At 71.2% G+C, this 16,792-nt stretch carries 6 protein-coding genes; 2 read left to right on the forward strand and 4 right to left on the reverse strand.

The window, feature by feature from the left end; all coding sequences use genetic code 11:
* Positions 1-52: 52 nt before the first annotated feature.
* The 4 genes from Pla133_RS04680 to Pla133_RS04690 form a co-directional block, all read right to left on the reverse strand.
* Positions 53-3,313 carry an SUMF1/EgtB/PvdO family nonheme iron enzyme gene (locus Pla133_RS04680; RefSeq protein ID WP_145062965.1) on the reverse strand — a complete coding sequence of 1,087 codons (3,261 nt, stop codon included), beginning with the start codon at positions 3,311-3,313 and terminating at the stop codon, positions 53-55.
* A 192-nt stretch (positions 3,314-3,505) separates the two neighbouring features.
* Positions 3,506-3,814, reverse strand: a complete 309-nt coding sequence (locus Pla133_RS25955; protein WP_145062967.1) for a hypothetical protein — start codon at positions 3,812-3,814, stop codon at positions 3,506-3,508.
* A 146-nt stretch (positions 3,815-3,960) separates the two neighbouring features.
* Positions 3,961-7,233 (reverse strand): SUMF1/EgtB/PvdO family nonheme iron enzyme, encoded by a 3,273-nt coding sequence (locus tag Pla133_RS04685; RefSeq protein WP_145062969.1) that lies wholly within the window; start codon positions 7,231-7,233, stop codon positions 3,961-3,963.
* A 64-nt stretch (positions 7,234-7,297) separates the two neighbouring features.
* A complete protein-coding gene (locus Pla133_RS04690; RefSeq protein WP_145062971.1) occupies positions 7,298-9,697 on the reverse strand; it encodes an FG-GAP repeat protein in 2,400 nt (799 codons plus the stop codon).
* 555 nt (positions 9,698-10,252) lie between these two features.
* On the opposite strand from Pla133_RS04690, the gene Pla133_RS04695 reads away from it, so the two are divergent.
* Together Pla133_RS04695 and Pla133_RS04700 are read left to right on the forward strand one after the other, a co-directional pair.
* Positions 10,253-13,363 (forward strand): ELWxxDGT repeat protein, encoded by a 3,111-nt coding sequence (locus tag Pla133_RS04695; protein WP_145062973.1) that lies wholly within the window; start codon positions 10,253-10,255, stop codon positions 13,361-13,363.
* A gap of 287 nt (positions 13,364-13,650) precedes the next feature.
* Positions 13,651-16,743 carry an ELWxxDGT repeat protein gene (locus tag Pla133_RS04700; protein ID WP_145062975.1) on the forward strand — a complete coding sequence of 1,031 codons (3,093 nt, stop codon included), beginning with the start codon at positions 13,651-13,653 and terminating at the stop codon, positions 16,741-16,743.
* The last annotated feature ends 49 nt before the right edge of the window (positions 16,744-16,792 follow it).

Consider the following 16,792-nt stretch of genomic DNA (forward strand, 5'->3'; position numbering starts at 1 on the left):
TCATCCCCGGCGGATCCGCCGCCGATCGGACACATCAAGAACAAGGACGAGGTCAAGAGCTGGGGAGGACGACGCGGAAGCCGACGTAGTCGCCGCGCCACCAGGGCCTGAGCCCGTTGCGGTAGGCCGAGCGGCACCCGTCCGCGAAGTCCCAGCAGCAGCCGCCGCGCAGGACGCGGTCGGCGCCTGCGGCGAGCCCCGACGGGTCCTCGGTCTGGGCCTCGTCGTACTCACCGAGCCAGTCCGCGCACCACTCCCTGACGTTCCCGTGCATGTCGAGAAGGCCCCAGGGGTTGGCCTTCCGCGTGCCGACGTCATGCCGGCGGTTCTCTGAGTTCCCATTGAACCACGCATACTCGCCGAGCTCCGCCTCGTCGTCGCCGTGGGACCAGCGTTCCGTCGTCCCCGCGCGCGCCGCGCACTCCCACTGCGCCTCCGAGGGCAGCTCGCACCCCACCCAGCGTGCGTAGAGCCAGGCATCCCACCACGAGACCCCCGCGACCGGATGGTTGGGGTGCTTGGCGCCCTTGCTCTTGTCGAACCGTGCGTACTCCGCCTCGGTGACCGCCGTCGCACCCATCGAGTAGGCGGACAGAGTCACCTGGCGCTGCGGCCGCTCGTCGCCGTGACCGACCCCGTCAGGACTCCCCATTGCGAACGACACCGAGGTGTCACCCGTCGGCGGAATCCGCACCATCGCCGGCGGATTCGGGACACCCGTCGACGGCCAGCGACCGCAGCGGCGGAAGAACGCCTCGCGCTCGACGCCGACCCCCGACGTCTCGAGGGCGAAGTAGCGGTGGGCGAGGTCCCGCGTCTCCATCGAAGGCGTCACCGGCTCGAGCACGAGGCGGCGCACTTCGCCGCAGTCCGCGCCATCGAGGCGAAGGTTCCGCAGGAGCTCCGCCAGGTCGACTCCGTCCCAGGGGGCGTCGTCACCTGACTCCTCAGCAGGCACCTGATCGAGAAGCTCCAACGCTTCCTCGGGATCGAGCCCCTCTAGCTGCGGAAGAGTCCGGTGCGCCAGGTCGTGGTCGCGGGTGACGATCGCCTCGAGCAGCGCGCCCCGCCGCGGGTCCTCCTGACCGAGCAACCCGACCAGCAGCGCCACCGTCTCGCCCCAGTGCCGCTGGCCCTCCCGCGTGTCGAGCAGCGCGATGAGACCGTCCACGTCGAGCCCCTCGTCGTCCGCCAGGGCCCGCGCGGCGAGGAACTCGCGCAGGCTGCGGTGCAGGTACCGCCAGTCGCCGCCCGGTCCGTCGTGGGGACCCAGGACGCCGGCGTTGCGCCGCACGTCCCGCAGGAACTCGCCGGTCTTGTCGCCCCAGTCCTGGCGCAGGGCCCGCCGCACCGCCGGCGAACCTTCGGCGGCCAGGGACAGGGCCTGGTAGACCTGGTCCTCCGTCCAGCTCTCGCCCCCGGCCCGCTGCAGCTCCAGGGAGAGCGGCGCGAGCACCGCGGCGGCGGCCTGGGGCGAGTTCATCTCGCGCCGCTCGACGCCGAAGCCGCGGCGCAGGAGCAGCTTCACCGCCTGGTCGTAGAGGGCGCCGCGGGTGGGGGGCAGGGGCGTGTCCTCGTCCTCGAGCTTGGCGATCAGGGTCAACAGGAACGGGTTCGCGGCCAGCTCCACCATGCGCGGCGAGCGTTGGATGCGCTCCCAGGCGCTCGCGGCGGCGCCCTCGCCGATCCAGTTGGCGAGGAGCTGGCGTTGGGCGGGCGCATCCAGGGGCAGGAGGTCGGCGGCGACGAAGGAGGCTTCCGGCGGGCCGGCGTAGGCGGTGCGCCGCGAGGTGACGACGATCGGGCAGTCGCCGAAGTCCGCCGCGAGGGCGGCCAGGATCTCGGGCACGCGCGGGGCGTCGGCCTCGTTCACCTCGTCGAGGCCGTCGAGCAGGATCCAGACCAATCCCTCGCGCGCCCGCTCGCGCAGGTCGGCGGCCAGCTCGGCGGGGCTCTCGGCCGAGGTCCGCGTCGCGTCGGCGGCGACCAGGTCGAAGACGTCCCGACGGTTGTCGGTGGCGGCCAGGCGGTTCAGCGACGCGAAGACCGGCAGGGGGCCGGCTTCGTCACGGGCCAGCTCGCAGGACAGGCGCCGGCAGAGGGTCGACTTGCCGCTGCCCGGGTCGCCGAGCAGGATCCAGCGGCCCGTGACACCGACCTCGAGGTTGGCGGGGATCCGAAGCAGGTCGCCGAGGGTCAGGCGCGCGGCGCTGAACAGGCTCTTGCGGCGGAAGTCCTCCTCGACGTCCGAGTCGCCGCGCATCTCGAAGTGGCGCGCCTGGTCGATGCGGACGTTGAGGCCGACGTAGACGTCCTTGAGCGCCTTCGCGGTGGTGCCGAAGAAGGGCACGGTCGTGGCGTGGGCGGACTGGACCCAGCGGCGGTAGGCGTCGAGGGGGGCGACGGTCGCAGGCGCCGCCTGGTCTGCGCCGCGGCCCGTCTCGCCCGCGCGCACCTTCGATGCCGCGAGCACCGCGGCGCGGTCCGCCTCGAGGGTCTGGTCCAGCTCGTCCATGAGCTGCATGAACTGGAGCGCGCCTCGGAACTCCTTGACCTGGCGGCCGACGTCGACGACCTCGCGAGCGGACTCGAAGCGGTAGGGGCACACCTTCAGGCCCTGGGCCGCAGCGAACCCGGCGATGGCCGCGTGGGCCGCGTTGGCCTGGCCGTCGCGCTTCTCCACGTCGGGGTCGAAGTCGAGCAGCACCCAGACCACGCGCCAGGCGCCGTCGAGCTTCTCGACGAGGTCGACGAGGTTCCAGCCGCTGGGGTCGAGCACGGTCCAGTCCGGGCGCTCGGTCCGGACGCGCTGGATGATGCCCCTGCCCAGGTTCGGCGCGGGGCAGAGCAGGATCGTGCCGTTGTCGAGGGTCGCGCGACCCTCGACCACGGTCCCCTCGCCCGCGACCATCGCCGCGAGCTCGTCGCGGTCGGAAGCGCGGTCGCGGATCACCCCGATGAACGGCGCGCGGGTCAGCCAGGGCGGCGCGGCGGAGCGCGCCTGACCCCAGAAGCAGGGCTTGCCGCGACCCAGGGCGAAACCCAGCTCGAAGCCCACGTTGGCGTTGGCGTGGTCGACCATGCCCACCACCGCGTCGGCCCGGCCGATCTCCGCCTCGATCGTCGACCACAGGTCGGGCCCGCGTGCGGCGCCCTCCGCGGTGCGCGGCTGCACGCCGTCGGGGGGAGCGTCGACGAAGTCTTCGAGGACGGCCGCGACCGTCTTGTCGGTGAAGTCGAAGGCGAAGAAGACCCGCTTGGGGTCCTCCTCGTCATGCGAGGCGGCAGGTGCCTCGACAGCGTTCTCGGTCATGGCTCCCTCTCCCTGGGTTGGCTCCGGGGGAGTCTAGGGGCAGCCGGGCCGGCTGTCAGGGGGGGGCTGGCTCGCGAGCGGGATGGCGGCCTCTCGCGTGGCGGACTGCATCGTCCAGGCAGTCTGGCACGCCGTCGGCAAGGGGCGTCTTCCCACCGGCTTCCCGAGCCATGCATCGCCGAGCGGCGATGGTCACAGGGCAGTGGAGGTTCTCGGTGGCGAGTCGGTCGCTGCGGATGGTGGGTCGGGGGAACTCGTGAAGGAGATCCACAGCGCACCCTCGACTGGCGGTTCGTCATCCCCCCGATGGGGTACTCGAGAGGCGGACGTCAGGTGCCATGGGCGAAACGGCCGCCTTGACTCACGCCCGTCGATCCGCTCGTCACTTGCTTGCCGGCCACCGATCTTGCTGCCGCGCAGGTCGCCGCGGCGCAGGCGGTCGCGGAGGGTGCGCTCGTTGACGTTGATGAGAAGCGCCGCTTCGCGCAGGGTCAGGTCCATTGCTCTCCTCCTCTCGGGTTGCAGGTGAGGGAGCGGACGGGCGGTGGGGGCGTGCGTGAAAGGACGCTTGGCGGTTCTCGCCGGCGGGATCTGGTCATCCCCGGCGGAACCGCCGCCGATCGGACACATCAAGAACAAGGGCGAGGTCAAGAGCTGGGGAGGACGACGCGGAAGCCGACGAAGTCGTCGCGCCCCCAGGGCCAGCCCCCGAGGCGGAAGGCCGAGCGGCAGAAGTCCGCGTCGTCCCAGTAGGAGCCGCCGCGCAGGACGCGGTGGGCGCCCGCGGCGGGCCCCGGCGGATTCTCCGTCTCGGCATCGTCGTAGTCGCCGTGCCAGTCCATACACCACTCCCAGACGTTCCCATGCATATCGAGGAGGCCCCAGGTGTTGGCCTTCCGCGTCCCAACGTCATGCGGGCGGTTCTCTGAGTTCCCATCAAACCACGCGTATTCGCCGAGCTGCGCCTCGTCGTCGCCGTGGGACCAGCGCTCCGTCGTCCCTGCGCGCGCCGCGCACTCCCACTGCGCCTCGGACAGCAATTCGCACCCCACCCAGCGTGCGTAGAGCCAAGCCTCCCACCACGAGACCTCCACGACCGGGCGGTTCGGGTGCTCGGCGCCCTTGGTCGTGTCGAATTGTGCGTATTCCGCCTCGGTGACCGCCGTCGCGCCCATCGAGTAGGCGGAGAGCGTCACCTGACGCTGCGGTCGCTCGACGTCGTCTCCGACCCCGTCGGGACTCCCCATCAGGAACGACACCGTCGCGTCACCACTCGGCGGAATCTGCACCATCGTCGGCGGATTCGGGGCACTACTCGACGGCCAACGACCACAGCGGCGGAAGAACGCCTCGCGGTCCACCCCGACCCCCGACTTCTCGAGGGCGAAGTAGCGGTGGGCGAGGTCCCGCGTCTCCATGGACGGTCCCACCGGCTCGAGCACGAGGCGACGCACTTCGTCACAGTCCGCGCCATCGAGACGGAGGTTCCGCAGCAGCTCCGCCAGGTCGACTCCGTCCCAGGGGGCGTCGTCGCCTCGCTCCTCAGCGGGCACCTGATCGAGCAGATCCAACGCTTCCTCGGGATCGAGCCCCTCGAGCTGCGGCAGGGTCCGGTGGGCCAGGTCGTGGTCCCGCTTGACGATCGCTTCGATCAGCCCTTTGCGGCGCGGATCCTCGCGCTCCAGGAGACCGACGAGCAGCGCGACGGTCTCGCCCCAGCGGGCGCGGCCCTCCTCCGTCTCAAGGTGCTTCACGAGCGTATCGGTGTCGAGATCCGCTTGCGCCTCGAGTGCCCGCGCCGCGAGGAACTCACGCAGGCTGCGGTGCAGGTAGCGCCAGTCGCTGGTCGCCCCGTCGTGGGGGCCGATCACCCCGGCGTTGCGCGCCACGTCTTCGATGAAGTCCCCAGTACCACCGGGCCAGTCGAGGCGCAGCATGTCGGCCAGTTCATCACTCGCGCCGGCGGCGGCGACCAGGGCCTTGTGGATTGCCTCGCGCGGCCAGCTCTCACCGCCGGCCTCCTGCAGGGTGAGCGAAATGGGCACCAGCAGGGCCTCGGTCGACTCCGGCGAGCGCATGCGCGTGCGCTCCACCCCGAAGCCGCGAGTCAAGAGCAGCTTGATCGCCTGGTCGTACAACGCACCGCGCGTCGCCGGCAGGGGCGCGCCCTCGCGGTGCAGCTCGGCCAGGAGCGTCAACAGGAACGGGTTGCGGGCCAGGTCAGCCAGGCGCGCGGAGTTCTGCAGGCGCTCCCAGGCCAGGTCCGCCTCGGTGGCGCCGAGCCAGTTGGCGAGGAGCTGGCGCTGGGCGCGCGGATCGAGGGCCAAGAGATCCGCGGCCACGAAGGCCTCGTCCGGGGCGCCGCCGTAGCCGGTGCGACGGGAGGTCACCAGGATCGGGCAGTCGGGGTAGGCCTCGGCCAGCTTCCGCAACAGACCCTTCACACGGGGTGCGTCCGACTCGCGTACCTCGTCCAGGCCGTCGAGCAGGATCCACGCGCCTCCGTCCGAGGCACGCTCGCGCAGGGCGTCGGCGAGCTCCGCCCGGGACGTCGCGTCGCTGCGGGTGGCGTCCTTCGCGACGAGGGCGAAGGGGTCGTCCGTGTTGCCGGCGTCGGCCAGGCGTGCGAGCGACACCAAGATCGGCAGCGGGCGCGACTCGTCCTGGGCCAGCTCGCAGGCCAGGCGGCGACAGAGGGTCGACTTGCCGCTGCCCGGATCCCCGAGCAGGACCCAGCGGCGGGTGATCCCGAGCCGTTTGTTGGCGGGGATCGCCAGCAGCTCGTCCAGGGAGAGGCGGTCCGCTGCGAAGCCGCTCTTCATTCGCAGGGCTTCGTCGGCGTCGGAGTCCCCGCGGGCCTCGAAGCGGTGGGACTCTGCCACGCGAATGTTCAGCCCGACGAAGACGTCCCGCAGGGCCCGTGCGGTGTCGCCGAAGAAGGGGACGGTCGTCGCGTGTTCCGAGGGGACCCACTTGCGGAAGGCGGCGATGGGGTCGGTGACCTTGGGTGCGATGACGGCTTCGCTTCCGACCGAGGCCCCCTGCCCGTTCCCGCGCAGCCGCTCGATCACCGCGGCGCGCAGCTCCGGCCCGTCGCGCTTCTCCATCTCGGCCACGCGGCTGAGGAAGTCGTTCTCGGTCGTGAAGCGGCGCGCGTCGACACCCACGTCGACGATCTCGATCGCGGCCGTGCTCTTGAACACGCGCAGCTCGAGCCCGCGCGCCTTGGCGAAGCCGGCCACGGCCGCGTGCCCCGCGTTGGCGCGCCCGTGGCGGCCGGTCACGGTCGGATCGAAGGGCAGGACCACCCAGACCACGCGCCAGCAGTCGGCCAGGACGTCCTCGAGCTTGGCCAGGCTCCAGCCGGAGACGTCCGGCACTTTCCAGTCGTTCTCGAAGCCCTCGACCGACTCGAGCAGGTCCTCGCCCACGTAGTCGCTGGGGCACAGGAACAGGGTCCCCTCGCCGGGGGCGATCGTCGTCTCGACCACCTGGCCGTCCCTGGCGATCAGGTCGACGATCTCCGAGCGCTTGCTGGCGGCTCCGCGCAGCAAGCCGCCGAACGGCGGACCCTGGATCCACTCCGGCGCGCCGCTCCTCGATTGGCCGAGGTAGCAGGGCTTGCCGAGGCCCAGGGCGAAGCCGTACTCGAAGGCGACGTTGGCGTTGGCGTGGTCGACCAGGGCGGCGACCTTGTCGGCCCCGCGGATCCTCGCCTCGACCTTGCCCCACAGGTCCCCGAGCTCGCCCCCGGCGACGCTCGGCTCGAAGGCCGTGTGGCGACCGTCACGGTGGCGGTCGACGAGTCCGTCGACCACCGGGCGGAGCGTCTTGTCGTTGAAGTCGAAGGCGAAGAAGACCTTGTCCCCTGCGCCTGCCGTGTTCGGCCTGTCGGCGGCCGCCTCGTCCCCAGCTCCCATCGTCATCCTCCTGTCGATGGCCGCAGTCTAGGACCGCCAGCGCCGGGCGAGGGCGTAGGACCCGCTAAGGAACGATCGCGAGGGGCACCGGCACGCTGACCAGGAGCAACGAGCCGCTGAGCGGATCGAGGCCGACCCAGGCGTGGTTTAGCTCCAGGCCAGCGAGGGCGGGCGGGCTCGACGGGGGCAGGGTGATCGTGGCCGTGGCGCGGCCGAGGTCGTCGAGCAGACCGGCGGTCTGACCGAACGGCCCCTGGTTCGCGAGGGACAGGGAGGCCAGCAGGTAGCTGTCGAGGTTGAGCGGGACCTGGACGCCGCCCAGGTCGAGGCCGGGCGCGGTTCCGGAGGCGGAGCCGGCGACGAGGTAGAGGTCGCCGGCGAGACCCACGCCGCCGCCCAGGTGCAGGGCCTGCTGGCCGCCCGCCGAGGCGGAGACCGCGTCCTGACAGGCGTAGAGGTCTTGCGAGGATGGCAGGCCGAAGAGGGTGCCGTTGGCCGATGCCGCGCCGCCGCCCGTCAACAGGCGATCGGGACCAACGTCGATCGATTCCCATTGGACCGTGCCGGACGAAGTCGGGTGGGTGACGATCTGCGCCAGGCTCCAACCGGTCGCGCTGCGGTCGAAGACGTAGGCCCGCTTCTGGTTCAAGGCTCCGACGGCGATGCGATCGCCGTGCACGGCGACGTCCCTGCCGAAGTAGGCGAAGGGCGTCGAGGCAGTGGGGTAGAGCAGGGCCGTCTGCATCCAGGCGCCGCTCGGCTGTTGCCGCTCGAAGACGTAGGCGGCGCCGTTGGTCTGGCCGGTCAGGGCGTCGTCGGAGCTGGCGCCGACCACCGCCACGGAACCGTCGAGGTCGACCGCGTAGCCGAAGGTGCTGACACCGATTGCGCCACTGGGCACCAGCTTGGCGGCTTCCTGCCAGCCGGTCGGGCCGCGCTCGAAGACGTAGACCGCGCCCTCGGTGCCGAGGTCGCCGCGGGCGCCGACCAGGATCGTGTCGCCGTCGACGGCGACGCTGTAGCCGAATCCGGGGGGCGCGGCGACGTCGCTGGTGGCGAGGACGGCGGTCTCGATCCACTGGCCGGCGACGCGCTCGAAGACGACGGCGACGGTCGGGCCCGCGAAGTAGGTCTCGCGACCGAGCACGGCGACCCCTCCGTCGAGGGCCACGGCCGCGCCGAAGTGCAGGCCGGGCTGAGCCACCGACGGGACCAGCTCGGCGGCCTCGATCCAGCTCCCGCGGACCTGCTCGAAGACGAAGGCGGCGCCGCCGTCGATCGCGCCGCTGTCGCGGCCCGGGGCGCCGGCGAGGACGATCGAGCCGTCGACGTCGGCCGAGGTCCCGATCCCGTCGTTGCTGTTGGCCGTGACCGGGTACAGCTCGGCCAGCTCGCTCCATTGGCCGACGAGCGGGCCGTAGACGTGCACCGAGCCGGTGAAGAGGCCGGGGACGCCCCCGAGGCTGTTGCCGACCACCGCGCGATCGCCCGACAGGGCCACCGAACCGAAGGGGGCGAAGAGCGGTGACTGGAGGGACACGACGGCGCAGGGGTCGAGGGGCGAGCCCGACTCCTGCGAGGTCAGGTGCAGCCACCAAGCGCGGAGCTGGCCGACGTCCTCGAGCTGGCCGTCGTAGACCGACAGGCGCCAGGTGCCCTGGGTACCCATGCCGTCGAAGGTGCCAAGGGCCGTGCCCGAATCGGTCGTGAAGCGGCCGGGGCCCTCGAGCGTGCCGACGGTCGCCGGGGCCTCGTCGTCGAGGGTGACCGAAGAGTAACCGGTCGAGAAGAAGCCTTGACCCTGCAGCAGCTTGGGCGCGATCACCTGGGGCCCCGAGAGGAAGAAGCTGACGTCGGAGGTGAAGCTGTGGGTGACGTCGAAACCCAGCTCCACGTCGAGGACCTCGAAGTCCTCGTCCACCTGCACGAACGCCTGGGTCGCCTCGAAGTCGAGGATCGGCAGGTCCAGGTCGGGCGACACGTAGGTCCGCCCGTTGAACGCCAGGCTGTAGCTGACGATCGAGCCGGCGTTGCCCGGTGCGAGGTCGTCGACCACGAGCGTCCAGGTGCCGGCGGCCGGCTTGCCGTCGAAGGCACCCAGGTCGCCGATGGGGCGAAAGCTCGCGGCGAAGGGCGGCGATCCCGAGGCCAGGCTCGCGGCCGCCTCGTCGTCGAAGGTCGTGAAGCGCAGCTCCATCCCCGACGCGTCGCGATCGGCCAGCAGCACCGAGCTGCCGTCGGAGCTGCGCAGGGAGAGGCGCAGGTCCGACAGGCGCTCGTGGTCGAGCATCGCGATCACGTTCACGTCGGCGACGTCGAACGCCGCCTGCATGTCGAGGGCCAGCGAGGCTGTCCCCACGGGTGGGATCGGGGTCGGCGCGGCGTCGGTGGTGAACACATCCGCGAACGCCGGACGCGCCGCGACGAGGGTGAACAGGAGGGCCGGGGTGATGAGCGAGCGCACGGGCCGATCCTAGGCCGGAGCCCCGGATCGGTGGGAGCGCAATGGCGAGACCACGCTCGTTCGGTCGCCAGCATCCCCGTCAGGCTTCGCATCCGGACCTAGCCCGCTCCGGCGTTTGCGGCTCGCGGAGCACCTGCAGGCTCGTCATCGACGGGAGAGGGCACCTGCAGGGCGGTTCGCTCCACTTCGGCGCCCGTCTACCGGCGGGACGCTAGGAATGGAGCATCCGCAGGCGCGGCGGTTGCGTGCTTCGAGACTCGGCGGGTGACCTAGCCGCCGCCCGCCACGGCCCGGTGATCTCCCCCCGTGGCGCCACCCCCTTCCCGTGCACCACTGCGGAGCAGTCCGGGCTCTGGGTCGCGAGCTTCCAGACGAATCGTCGTAACGCGGGTGGCAGGTCCGCTCGCGAAGCTGCCTTCCCAGCGACACGAATGGGCGCCTGCCGCACCCGGGCTCCGCCCCAGCGGTAATTCGTCGGTATCGAAGTGACCACTCGAGCAGGAGCCCGGTTATCTCCGGGTGTCCATCCTCGCGCAGACCCTTGCCGACCCTCCGATGAAGATCTATCGCCGCGCCCCCGTTGCTCTACTCATGCTCGCCGCGTCCGCCCTCGCGCAGTCGCCTGTCGAGAACATCAATCAGGTCCCGAGCGGGCCGGCGTCGTCGTCGCCGAGGGAGCTTGCGGTTGCCGGCGATCGCCTGTGGTTCATCGCGGACGTCGCGGGGCACGGATCGTGCCTGTGTCGGACCGATGTCGCGGGAGGCACGGTCGAGTTCCTGCACGAGCTCGAGCCCGGTGATGGAGAGCTCGCCGACAGCTTCGAGCGGATTCGCGGGCTCTCCGATGGTCGGGTGCTGCTCATGGTCGACGGTGACGACTCCAGTGAGCAGGTGTGGATCTCCGACGGCGCGACGTCGGGCACGGTGCCGCTGCTCGTACCTGGTCCGTCGGGCTCCCAAGAGGTGCTCGACTACCAGACGACGAACGTGACCGTCGCGGAGCACGCGGGGCAGGCCTACTTCTTCGCGAGCCCCGGCTACCCGACGCGGTCGGTCTACCGGACTACGGGTACGCCGGGCGTCGCCGAGCTGGTCTGGGACTTCGGCGGGGCCAGCGACTTCGAGCTGGATGGCGAGGAGCTGGTCAGCTGCGGCGGCGAGCTGTGGTGCACGGTGCAGCTCGGTGGCCAGCTCCACTTGCTGCGCAGCGCCGATCCGATGGCGGGCTACACGACCGTAGCGATCCTCCCGGTCGACGCCACCCAGTGGGTGGGGCTGTACGCCGCCTCGGCCGGGGTCGCGATCACCGCGGTGGTGCCGGGTGAAGGGCGCGAGCTGTGGGTCAGCGATGGCACCCCTGCCGGTACCGCCATGGTCGACCTCCTTCCCGGCGCCGCCGCGTCCGACCCGAGGAGCTTCGCGGAGTTCGGCGGCGAGCTGTACTTCTCCGCCATCACGCCCACGTCGCAGGGCGAGCTGTTCCGGACCGACGGTACGGTCGCCGGCACGGTGCAGGTCTCGGCCCTGCCCGACCATTCGTCCGCTGCGGTGCGGCCCTTCTTCCTCGCCGCTGCCGGCGACCAGCTCTGGTTCCAATACTCCACCGATGGCGAGGGCGTCGAGCCCTGGCGCACGGACGGGACCTTCGGCGGCGCAGTGCCCGTGGCGGACCTCGCGCCCGGGAGCGCGAGCAGTCTGCCCCGCGGCTTCGTCGAGGTCGGCGGCGCGGTGTACTTCCGTGCCGAGACGCCCGCGACGGGTGCCGAGCTCTACGTGAGCGACGGGACGCCGTCGGGGACGGTGTTGGTCGCCGAGCTGGAGCCGGGACCGACCGATTCGATTCCGGCCAACGCGCCGTTCGCCGCCTTCGGGGGGCGGGTCTTCTTCGCGGCTAGTTCGCCGACGACCTCCGAGGAGCTGTTCGCGAGCGACGGCACGCCGGCGGGGACCCAGCTCGTCGTCGACCTCACGCCCGACGACGCCGATGGGGACAGCGCGCCGTGGGAGTTCACTTCCCTGGGCGACCGGCTGGTGTTCACCGCCAACGACGGGGTCACGGGGCGGGAGCTGTGGGCCATGGAGGACCCGACCCTCGGCGCGGAGCTGGTCGTCGATCTCGACCCCACGGGGCTGCCCTGGAACGAGCCTGGCGGCCTGACGCGCTTTGGCCAGCACGTCTACTTCAGCGCCAACGACGGCACCAGCGGCATCGAGCTCTTCCGCACCGACGGCACGGCGGCGGGGACGACCCTGGTCCACAGCTTCATCGCGGGGCCGGGTGGCGGCGCCCCCGACTTCCGCGGCGTTTGGCGCGGGCACCTGTACTTCACCGCTGGCCAGGGGCCCACGGGGACCGAGCTGTGGCGCACCGACGGGACCAGCGCGGGCACCCAACTCGTGCACGACATCGCCCCCGGCCCGGCCTCTAGCCTGCCCTCGGCGCTGGTCGAGGGCGGCGATTGGCTGTGGTTCAGCGCGGACGACGGCGAGGTCGGGCGCGAGCTGTGGCGCACCGACGGTACGGCCGCCGGCACCGAGCGGGTGACGGACCTCGCGCCGGGAGTGGCGGACGGCCTCGGCGACCAGTTCGAGGCTGGCTGGCTCGCGGGCAAACTCTACTTCCGCGGCGCCCTCGCGCCCTTCGGGTCCGAGCTGATCGTCACCGATGGAACGCCAGCGGGCACCGCCCTCTTCGCCGACCTGGCCAGCGGGGACTCCGACCCCGCGGCGTTCCACCGGGTCGGCGCGCGCCTCGTCTTCCGAACGCAGGCCCTCGGCGGGGGCCGGCTGTATGCGACGGACGGGGCGTCGGTGGTCGACCTCCTGCCGGGGACGATCGGTTTCCTCTTCGACACTGACCCTGTCTTCGCGAGCTCGACCCACGCCTTCGCCTTCATGGTCGAGGGGTCCTCGAGCAGGTTCCTCGTGGCCACCGACGGGACGATCGCGGGGAGCGGAGTGATCGGGGCGGTCGGTCTGCCGGCCAAGCTCGCGGCGGCGAGCCTGCCTACCAATCCATTCAACGGCGGGTTCGAGGCCTTGCAGGTGAGTTTGGGGTCCCAGGTCGTGTTCACGGGGTTCACGCCGGTGCACGGCAACGAGCTGTGGATCACGGACGGCACGCCCGGCGGGACCACGCGGCTGACCGACGTCGCTCCAGGTCCGCTGCACTCCGGCGTCAACGCCATCGGACGCCTGGGCGCGGAGCTCGTCTTCCCGGCCTGGAGCGCCGACGCGGGACTCGAGCCCTACAGCCTTCCGATCGCCGCCTTCGGCGGCTGGGTCGCGGAGGCCTTCGGCCAGGGCTGCCCCGGCTCCAGTGGCCTGGCGCCGACCATGCAGGCGAGCGGAGCCGCGTTGCTGGGCAACGTGCTCAACGTCGAGGTCGGTGAGGCCGCTCCGGCCTCGGTCGTCGGCCACTACTACTCGCTCGGATATGCCCTGGGCAGCCTCGGCACCTGCGAGCTGTACCTCGCCGCGCCGGTGCCCTTGGCAGTCGGCGCGACGGACGGCTCCGGCTCCAGCAGCCTGCCGATCGCGATCCCGAATGTTCCCGCCCTCGTCGGCCAGGGGCTGTGGATCCAGTCGGTCGTGGTCGACCCGGGCGGCGCGCTGCTCGGCGTTGCAGGGGTGACGCCCGCACTCGAGGTGATCGTGGGGGGCTGACGGCAAAAGGTGCGTCGCCGCCCCGGCGCCGTGCCCGCAAGTCGCCGTACCCCATGCAGGCGGGAGGCTGATGGCATTGCTCCCATCAGCCCCTCGCCTGCTTCTCGTTCTCGGGCGCCGCGAATCGCCCGCGATCGGGTTACTCCCGTGTAAACCGTCCGTCGACCTTCGCGGCGATGGATGACGCGCAGCGGTGAACTGGCGCAGTTCCCTCGTTGGAGCTACCTTCGAGGAGTCCCCCCCGATCGAATTTCAACTCCAGTTCCGCAGTCCCGCTGTGGTCGCCCATGAAACCCGTGATCTCTTGCCCGCTCTTCTCTGGCAGCCTCCTCCTCGCCGTCCTCGCAACGTCGGCGCCAGCACAGGAGCTGGTCAAGGACATCAACCAGACGCCCTTCGGCGGCGGCTCGTCGTCTCCCCAGTGGTTCGCCGAGGCCACCGGGCGCCTCTACTTCTCGGCGGACACGCCGACCACCGGTCGCGAGTACTTCTGGATCGACGGCACCGGCGCGCCGCCGAGCCTGCTCGCCAATCTCGCGCCGGGCGCCGGGTCGAGCTATCCAAATGGCTTGGTCGAGCTGCCGAGCGGCCTGATCGCCTTCCGCGCAGCGCCCGGCGGCATCGTCACGCCCTTCGAGCTCTATGTCAGCAACGGGTTCGCAGGCGGCACGCTGCAGTTGGCGGACCTGGTGCCCGGGTCGGACTTCGAGGCGATCGGCCGCATGGCGCTGCACCAGGGCCTGCTGTACTTCTTCGCCACCGACACCGCCACGGCCTCGCGATCGCTCTGGAGGACCGATGGCACCGGAGGCGGAACGGTGAAGGTCGAAGACTTCGGGTTCGTGTCCGGCACGGGCGCGGACTCAGAGCAGCTCGCGTCCACGGCCGGCGAGCTCTACTTCGCCGTGGGCTACGTCCTCGGCTTCCAGAAGCGCTGGCAGCTCTATCGGACCCCGGGGACGCCCGGAGCAGCGGTGCCGATCGTCGACGTCGAGGCCAGCAGCTACCACGGTCTGGATGACATGGTCGGCCTGGGAACCGGAGTGGTCTTCAGCGCCAACTCGGCGACCGAGGGCAAGGAGCTGTGGGTCAGCGACGGCACCACGCTCGGAACCGCGGTGGTCGACATCCAGATCGGTCCGAACGGGTCCTCGCCGCGCAGCTTCGCGCCGCTGGGCTCCCACGTCTTCTTCATCGCGAACGACCCAACGGCCGGTCCCGAGGTCTATCGGACCGACGGCACTGCCACGGGCACGGTCCGTGTGACCGATACCGGCGGCGGGCCGGGGACCTCCTACCTGACCGACCTCGTGGCCATCGGCGGGAAGCTCTACTTCGCCGCCGCGGACACGCAGCTGGGCGTGGAGCTGTGGACCAGCGACGGGCAGGTGGGGGGCGAGTCGATCTTCGCCGACATCATCCCCGGCTCCGGCGGCAGCTACCCCGATCGGATCGTCGGCTTCGGGGGTGAGGTCTACTGCTCCGCCTACTGGCCCGGCGGTGGCACCGAGCTGGTGGCGACGGACGGCACGCCGGCGGGCACGCGCCTGGTCGACTTCGAGCCCTTCGGCGCTTCCGATCCCTACGAGAAGGTCGAGTTCGCCGGCAGCCTCTACTTCTCCGGCAAGGGCCTCTTGGTCGGCCGCGAGCTGTTCGTCACCGACGGTACCAGCGCCGGCACCGGGCTGGTCGCGGACCTTGGACCGACGACGAGCACCGTTGGCTCCGGCCCCACCGGCCTCGTCGGCATCGGCGGGCGTGCGGTGTTCACGGCCGAGGACGGGACCACCGCCGAGCCGCGCCTGTGGGTCAGCGACGGCACCGCGGCGGGGACCCACGTGGTGGGCGAGTCGCCCGCGGCGACCTTCCCGGCCTTCTTCGCCGCTGGGCCCTTCGAGGGGTTCGTCCTCGGCGGTCGAGCCTTCTTCGCGCCGGATCAGGAGGACACCGGCCGAGAGCTGTGGGTGACCGACGGCACGGCCGCCGGAACGTCGTTGTTGGCCGACATCGCGCCGGGCACGGCATCCTCGCAACCCCTCCCGCTCGCGGTCTGGAACGGCGAGCTGTACTTCACCGCCCAATCGCCGACCCAGGGGCGCGAGCTGTTCGCCACCGACGGCACGGCAGCGGGCACCCGTCTGGTCGCCGACATCCGACCCGGTGCGGGCGGGAGCAACCCCTCTGGCACGGCGATCCACGCGGGCCAGCTCTACTTCAGCGCCGAGACCGACGCAGCCGGACGTGAACTCTGGCGCACCGACGGAACCGCGGCCGGTACGGCCCAGGTGATCGACTTGCTGCCCGGGGCGAGTCCAGGACTGGTGGTCTTCAGCGCCGCCAGTCTCGGCGCGCACTTGTACTTCATGGGCCAGGGCAGCTCCGCCAACAGCGAGCTGTGGCGCACCGACGGGACGGCGGCGGGCACCAGCCTCTTCGCGGAGATCAATCCGGCGGGTGGTTCCGCACCGGTCGAGCTGACGAGGATCGGCGACCGGATCGTCTTCACCGCCTACGTGAACTTGAACCGACAGCTCTTCGCCACGGACGGGGTCTCGGTGGTGCAGCTCACCGCACTACCCCTGCAAGTCCAATCGGAGGCCTTCAAGCTGTTCGCCAACGACTCGAAGGTCATGACCTTCATGCGTAAGGGCAGCTTGGAGACCGTGCTGGTCGCGACGGACGGAACGGTGGCTGGGACCAGCGAGCTGGCCAACGTGCAGCCCGACACCGATGTGGTGGGCGAGTTGTTCGTCTGGCGCGTCAGCTCCGGACCCCACGTCGCCTTTGGCGCCTACGAATCGGGTCAGGGCTACGAGCTGTGGGTCACGGACGGAACCAGCGCCGGAACCGGACCCGTTACGAGCATTCCGGGGACCAGTGTGGGGAACGCGATCGAGAGTCTGACGCGCGTTGGCAACCGGCTCCTGTTCGGCGCCCTGGACTCGAGCCTTGGCGTCGAGCTCTTCAGCCTGCCCATCGCGTCCTTCGGCGGCTGGGTGGCCGAGCCCTTCGGCTCCGGCTGCCCCGGCTCGACCGGGCAGCCGCCGTCGATGGCAGCCAGCGGCGCGGCGTTGCTGGGAAGCCAGTTGACCGTCGAGGTCGGCGCTGCGGCGCCCGCATCGGTGGTGGCTCACTACTTCTCCACGGACAACGCCTCGACCGGTCTCGGGGGCTGCGACTTGTATCTCGCGGCACCGACGTTGCTGGCGATGGGCGGGACCGATGGATCGGGGTCGACCAGCCTGCCGCTGGCGATCCCGAACGATCCGGTCCTGGCGGGCCAGGGCCTCTGGATCCAGTCCGTCGCGATCGACCCGGGTGGCGCCCTGTTCGGCTTGGCGGGCCTCACGCCGGCGCTCGAGATCGTTCTGGGGAGTTAGTGACCTGAACGCGGATGTCGGCTGCCGGGCGCGAAGCTTCGCGTCCGGC

Source organism: Engelhardtia mirabilis (assembly GCF_007748095.1).
Classification (GTDB): domain Bacteria; phylum Planctomycetota; class UBA1135; order UBA1135.

Coding starts and splice junctions, on each gene's coding strand:
- Pla133_RS25955 (WP_145062967.1), bottom strand. CDS start 3,814: ATGGACCTGACCCTGCGCGAAGCGGCGCTTCTCATCAACGTCAACGAG.
- Pla133_RS04685 (WP_145062969.1), bottom strand. CDS start 7,233: ATGGGAGCTGGGGACGAGGCGGCCGCCGACAGGCCGAACACGGCAGGC.
- Pla133_RS04695 (WP_145062973.1), top strand. CDS start 10,253: ATGAAGATCTATCGCCGCGCCCCCGTTGCTCTACTCATGCTCGCCGCG.
- Pla133_RS04680 (WP_145062965.1), bottom strand. CDS start 3,313: ATGACCGAGAACGCTGTCGAGGCACCTGCCGCCTCGCATGACGAGGAG.
- Pla133_RS04700 (WP_145062975.1), top strand. CDS start 13,651: ATGAAACCCGTGATCTCTTGCCCGCTCTTCTCTGGCAGCCTCCTCCTC.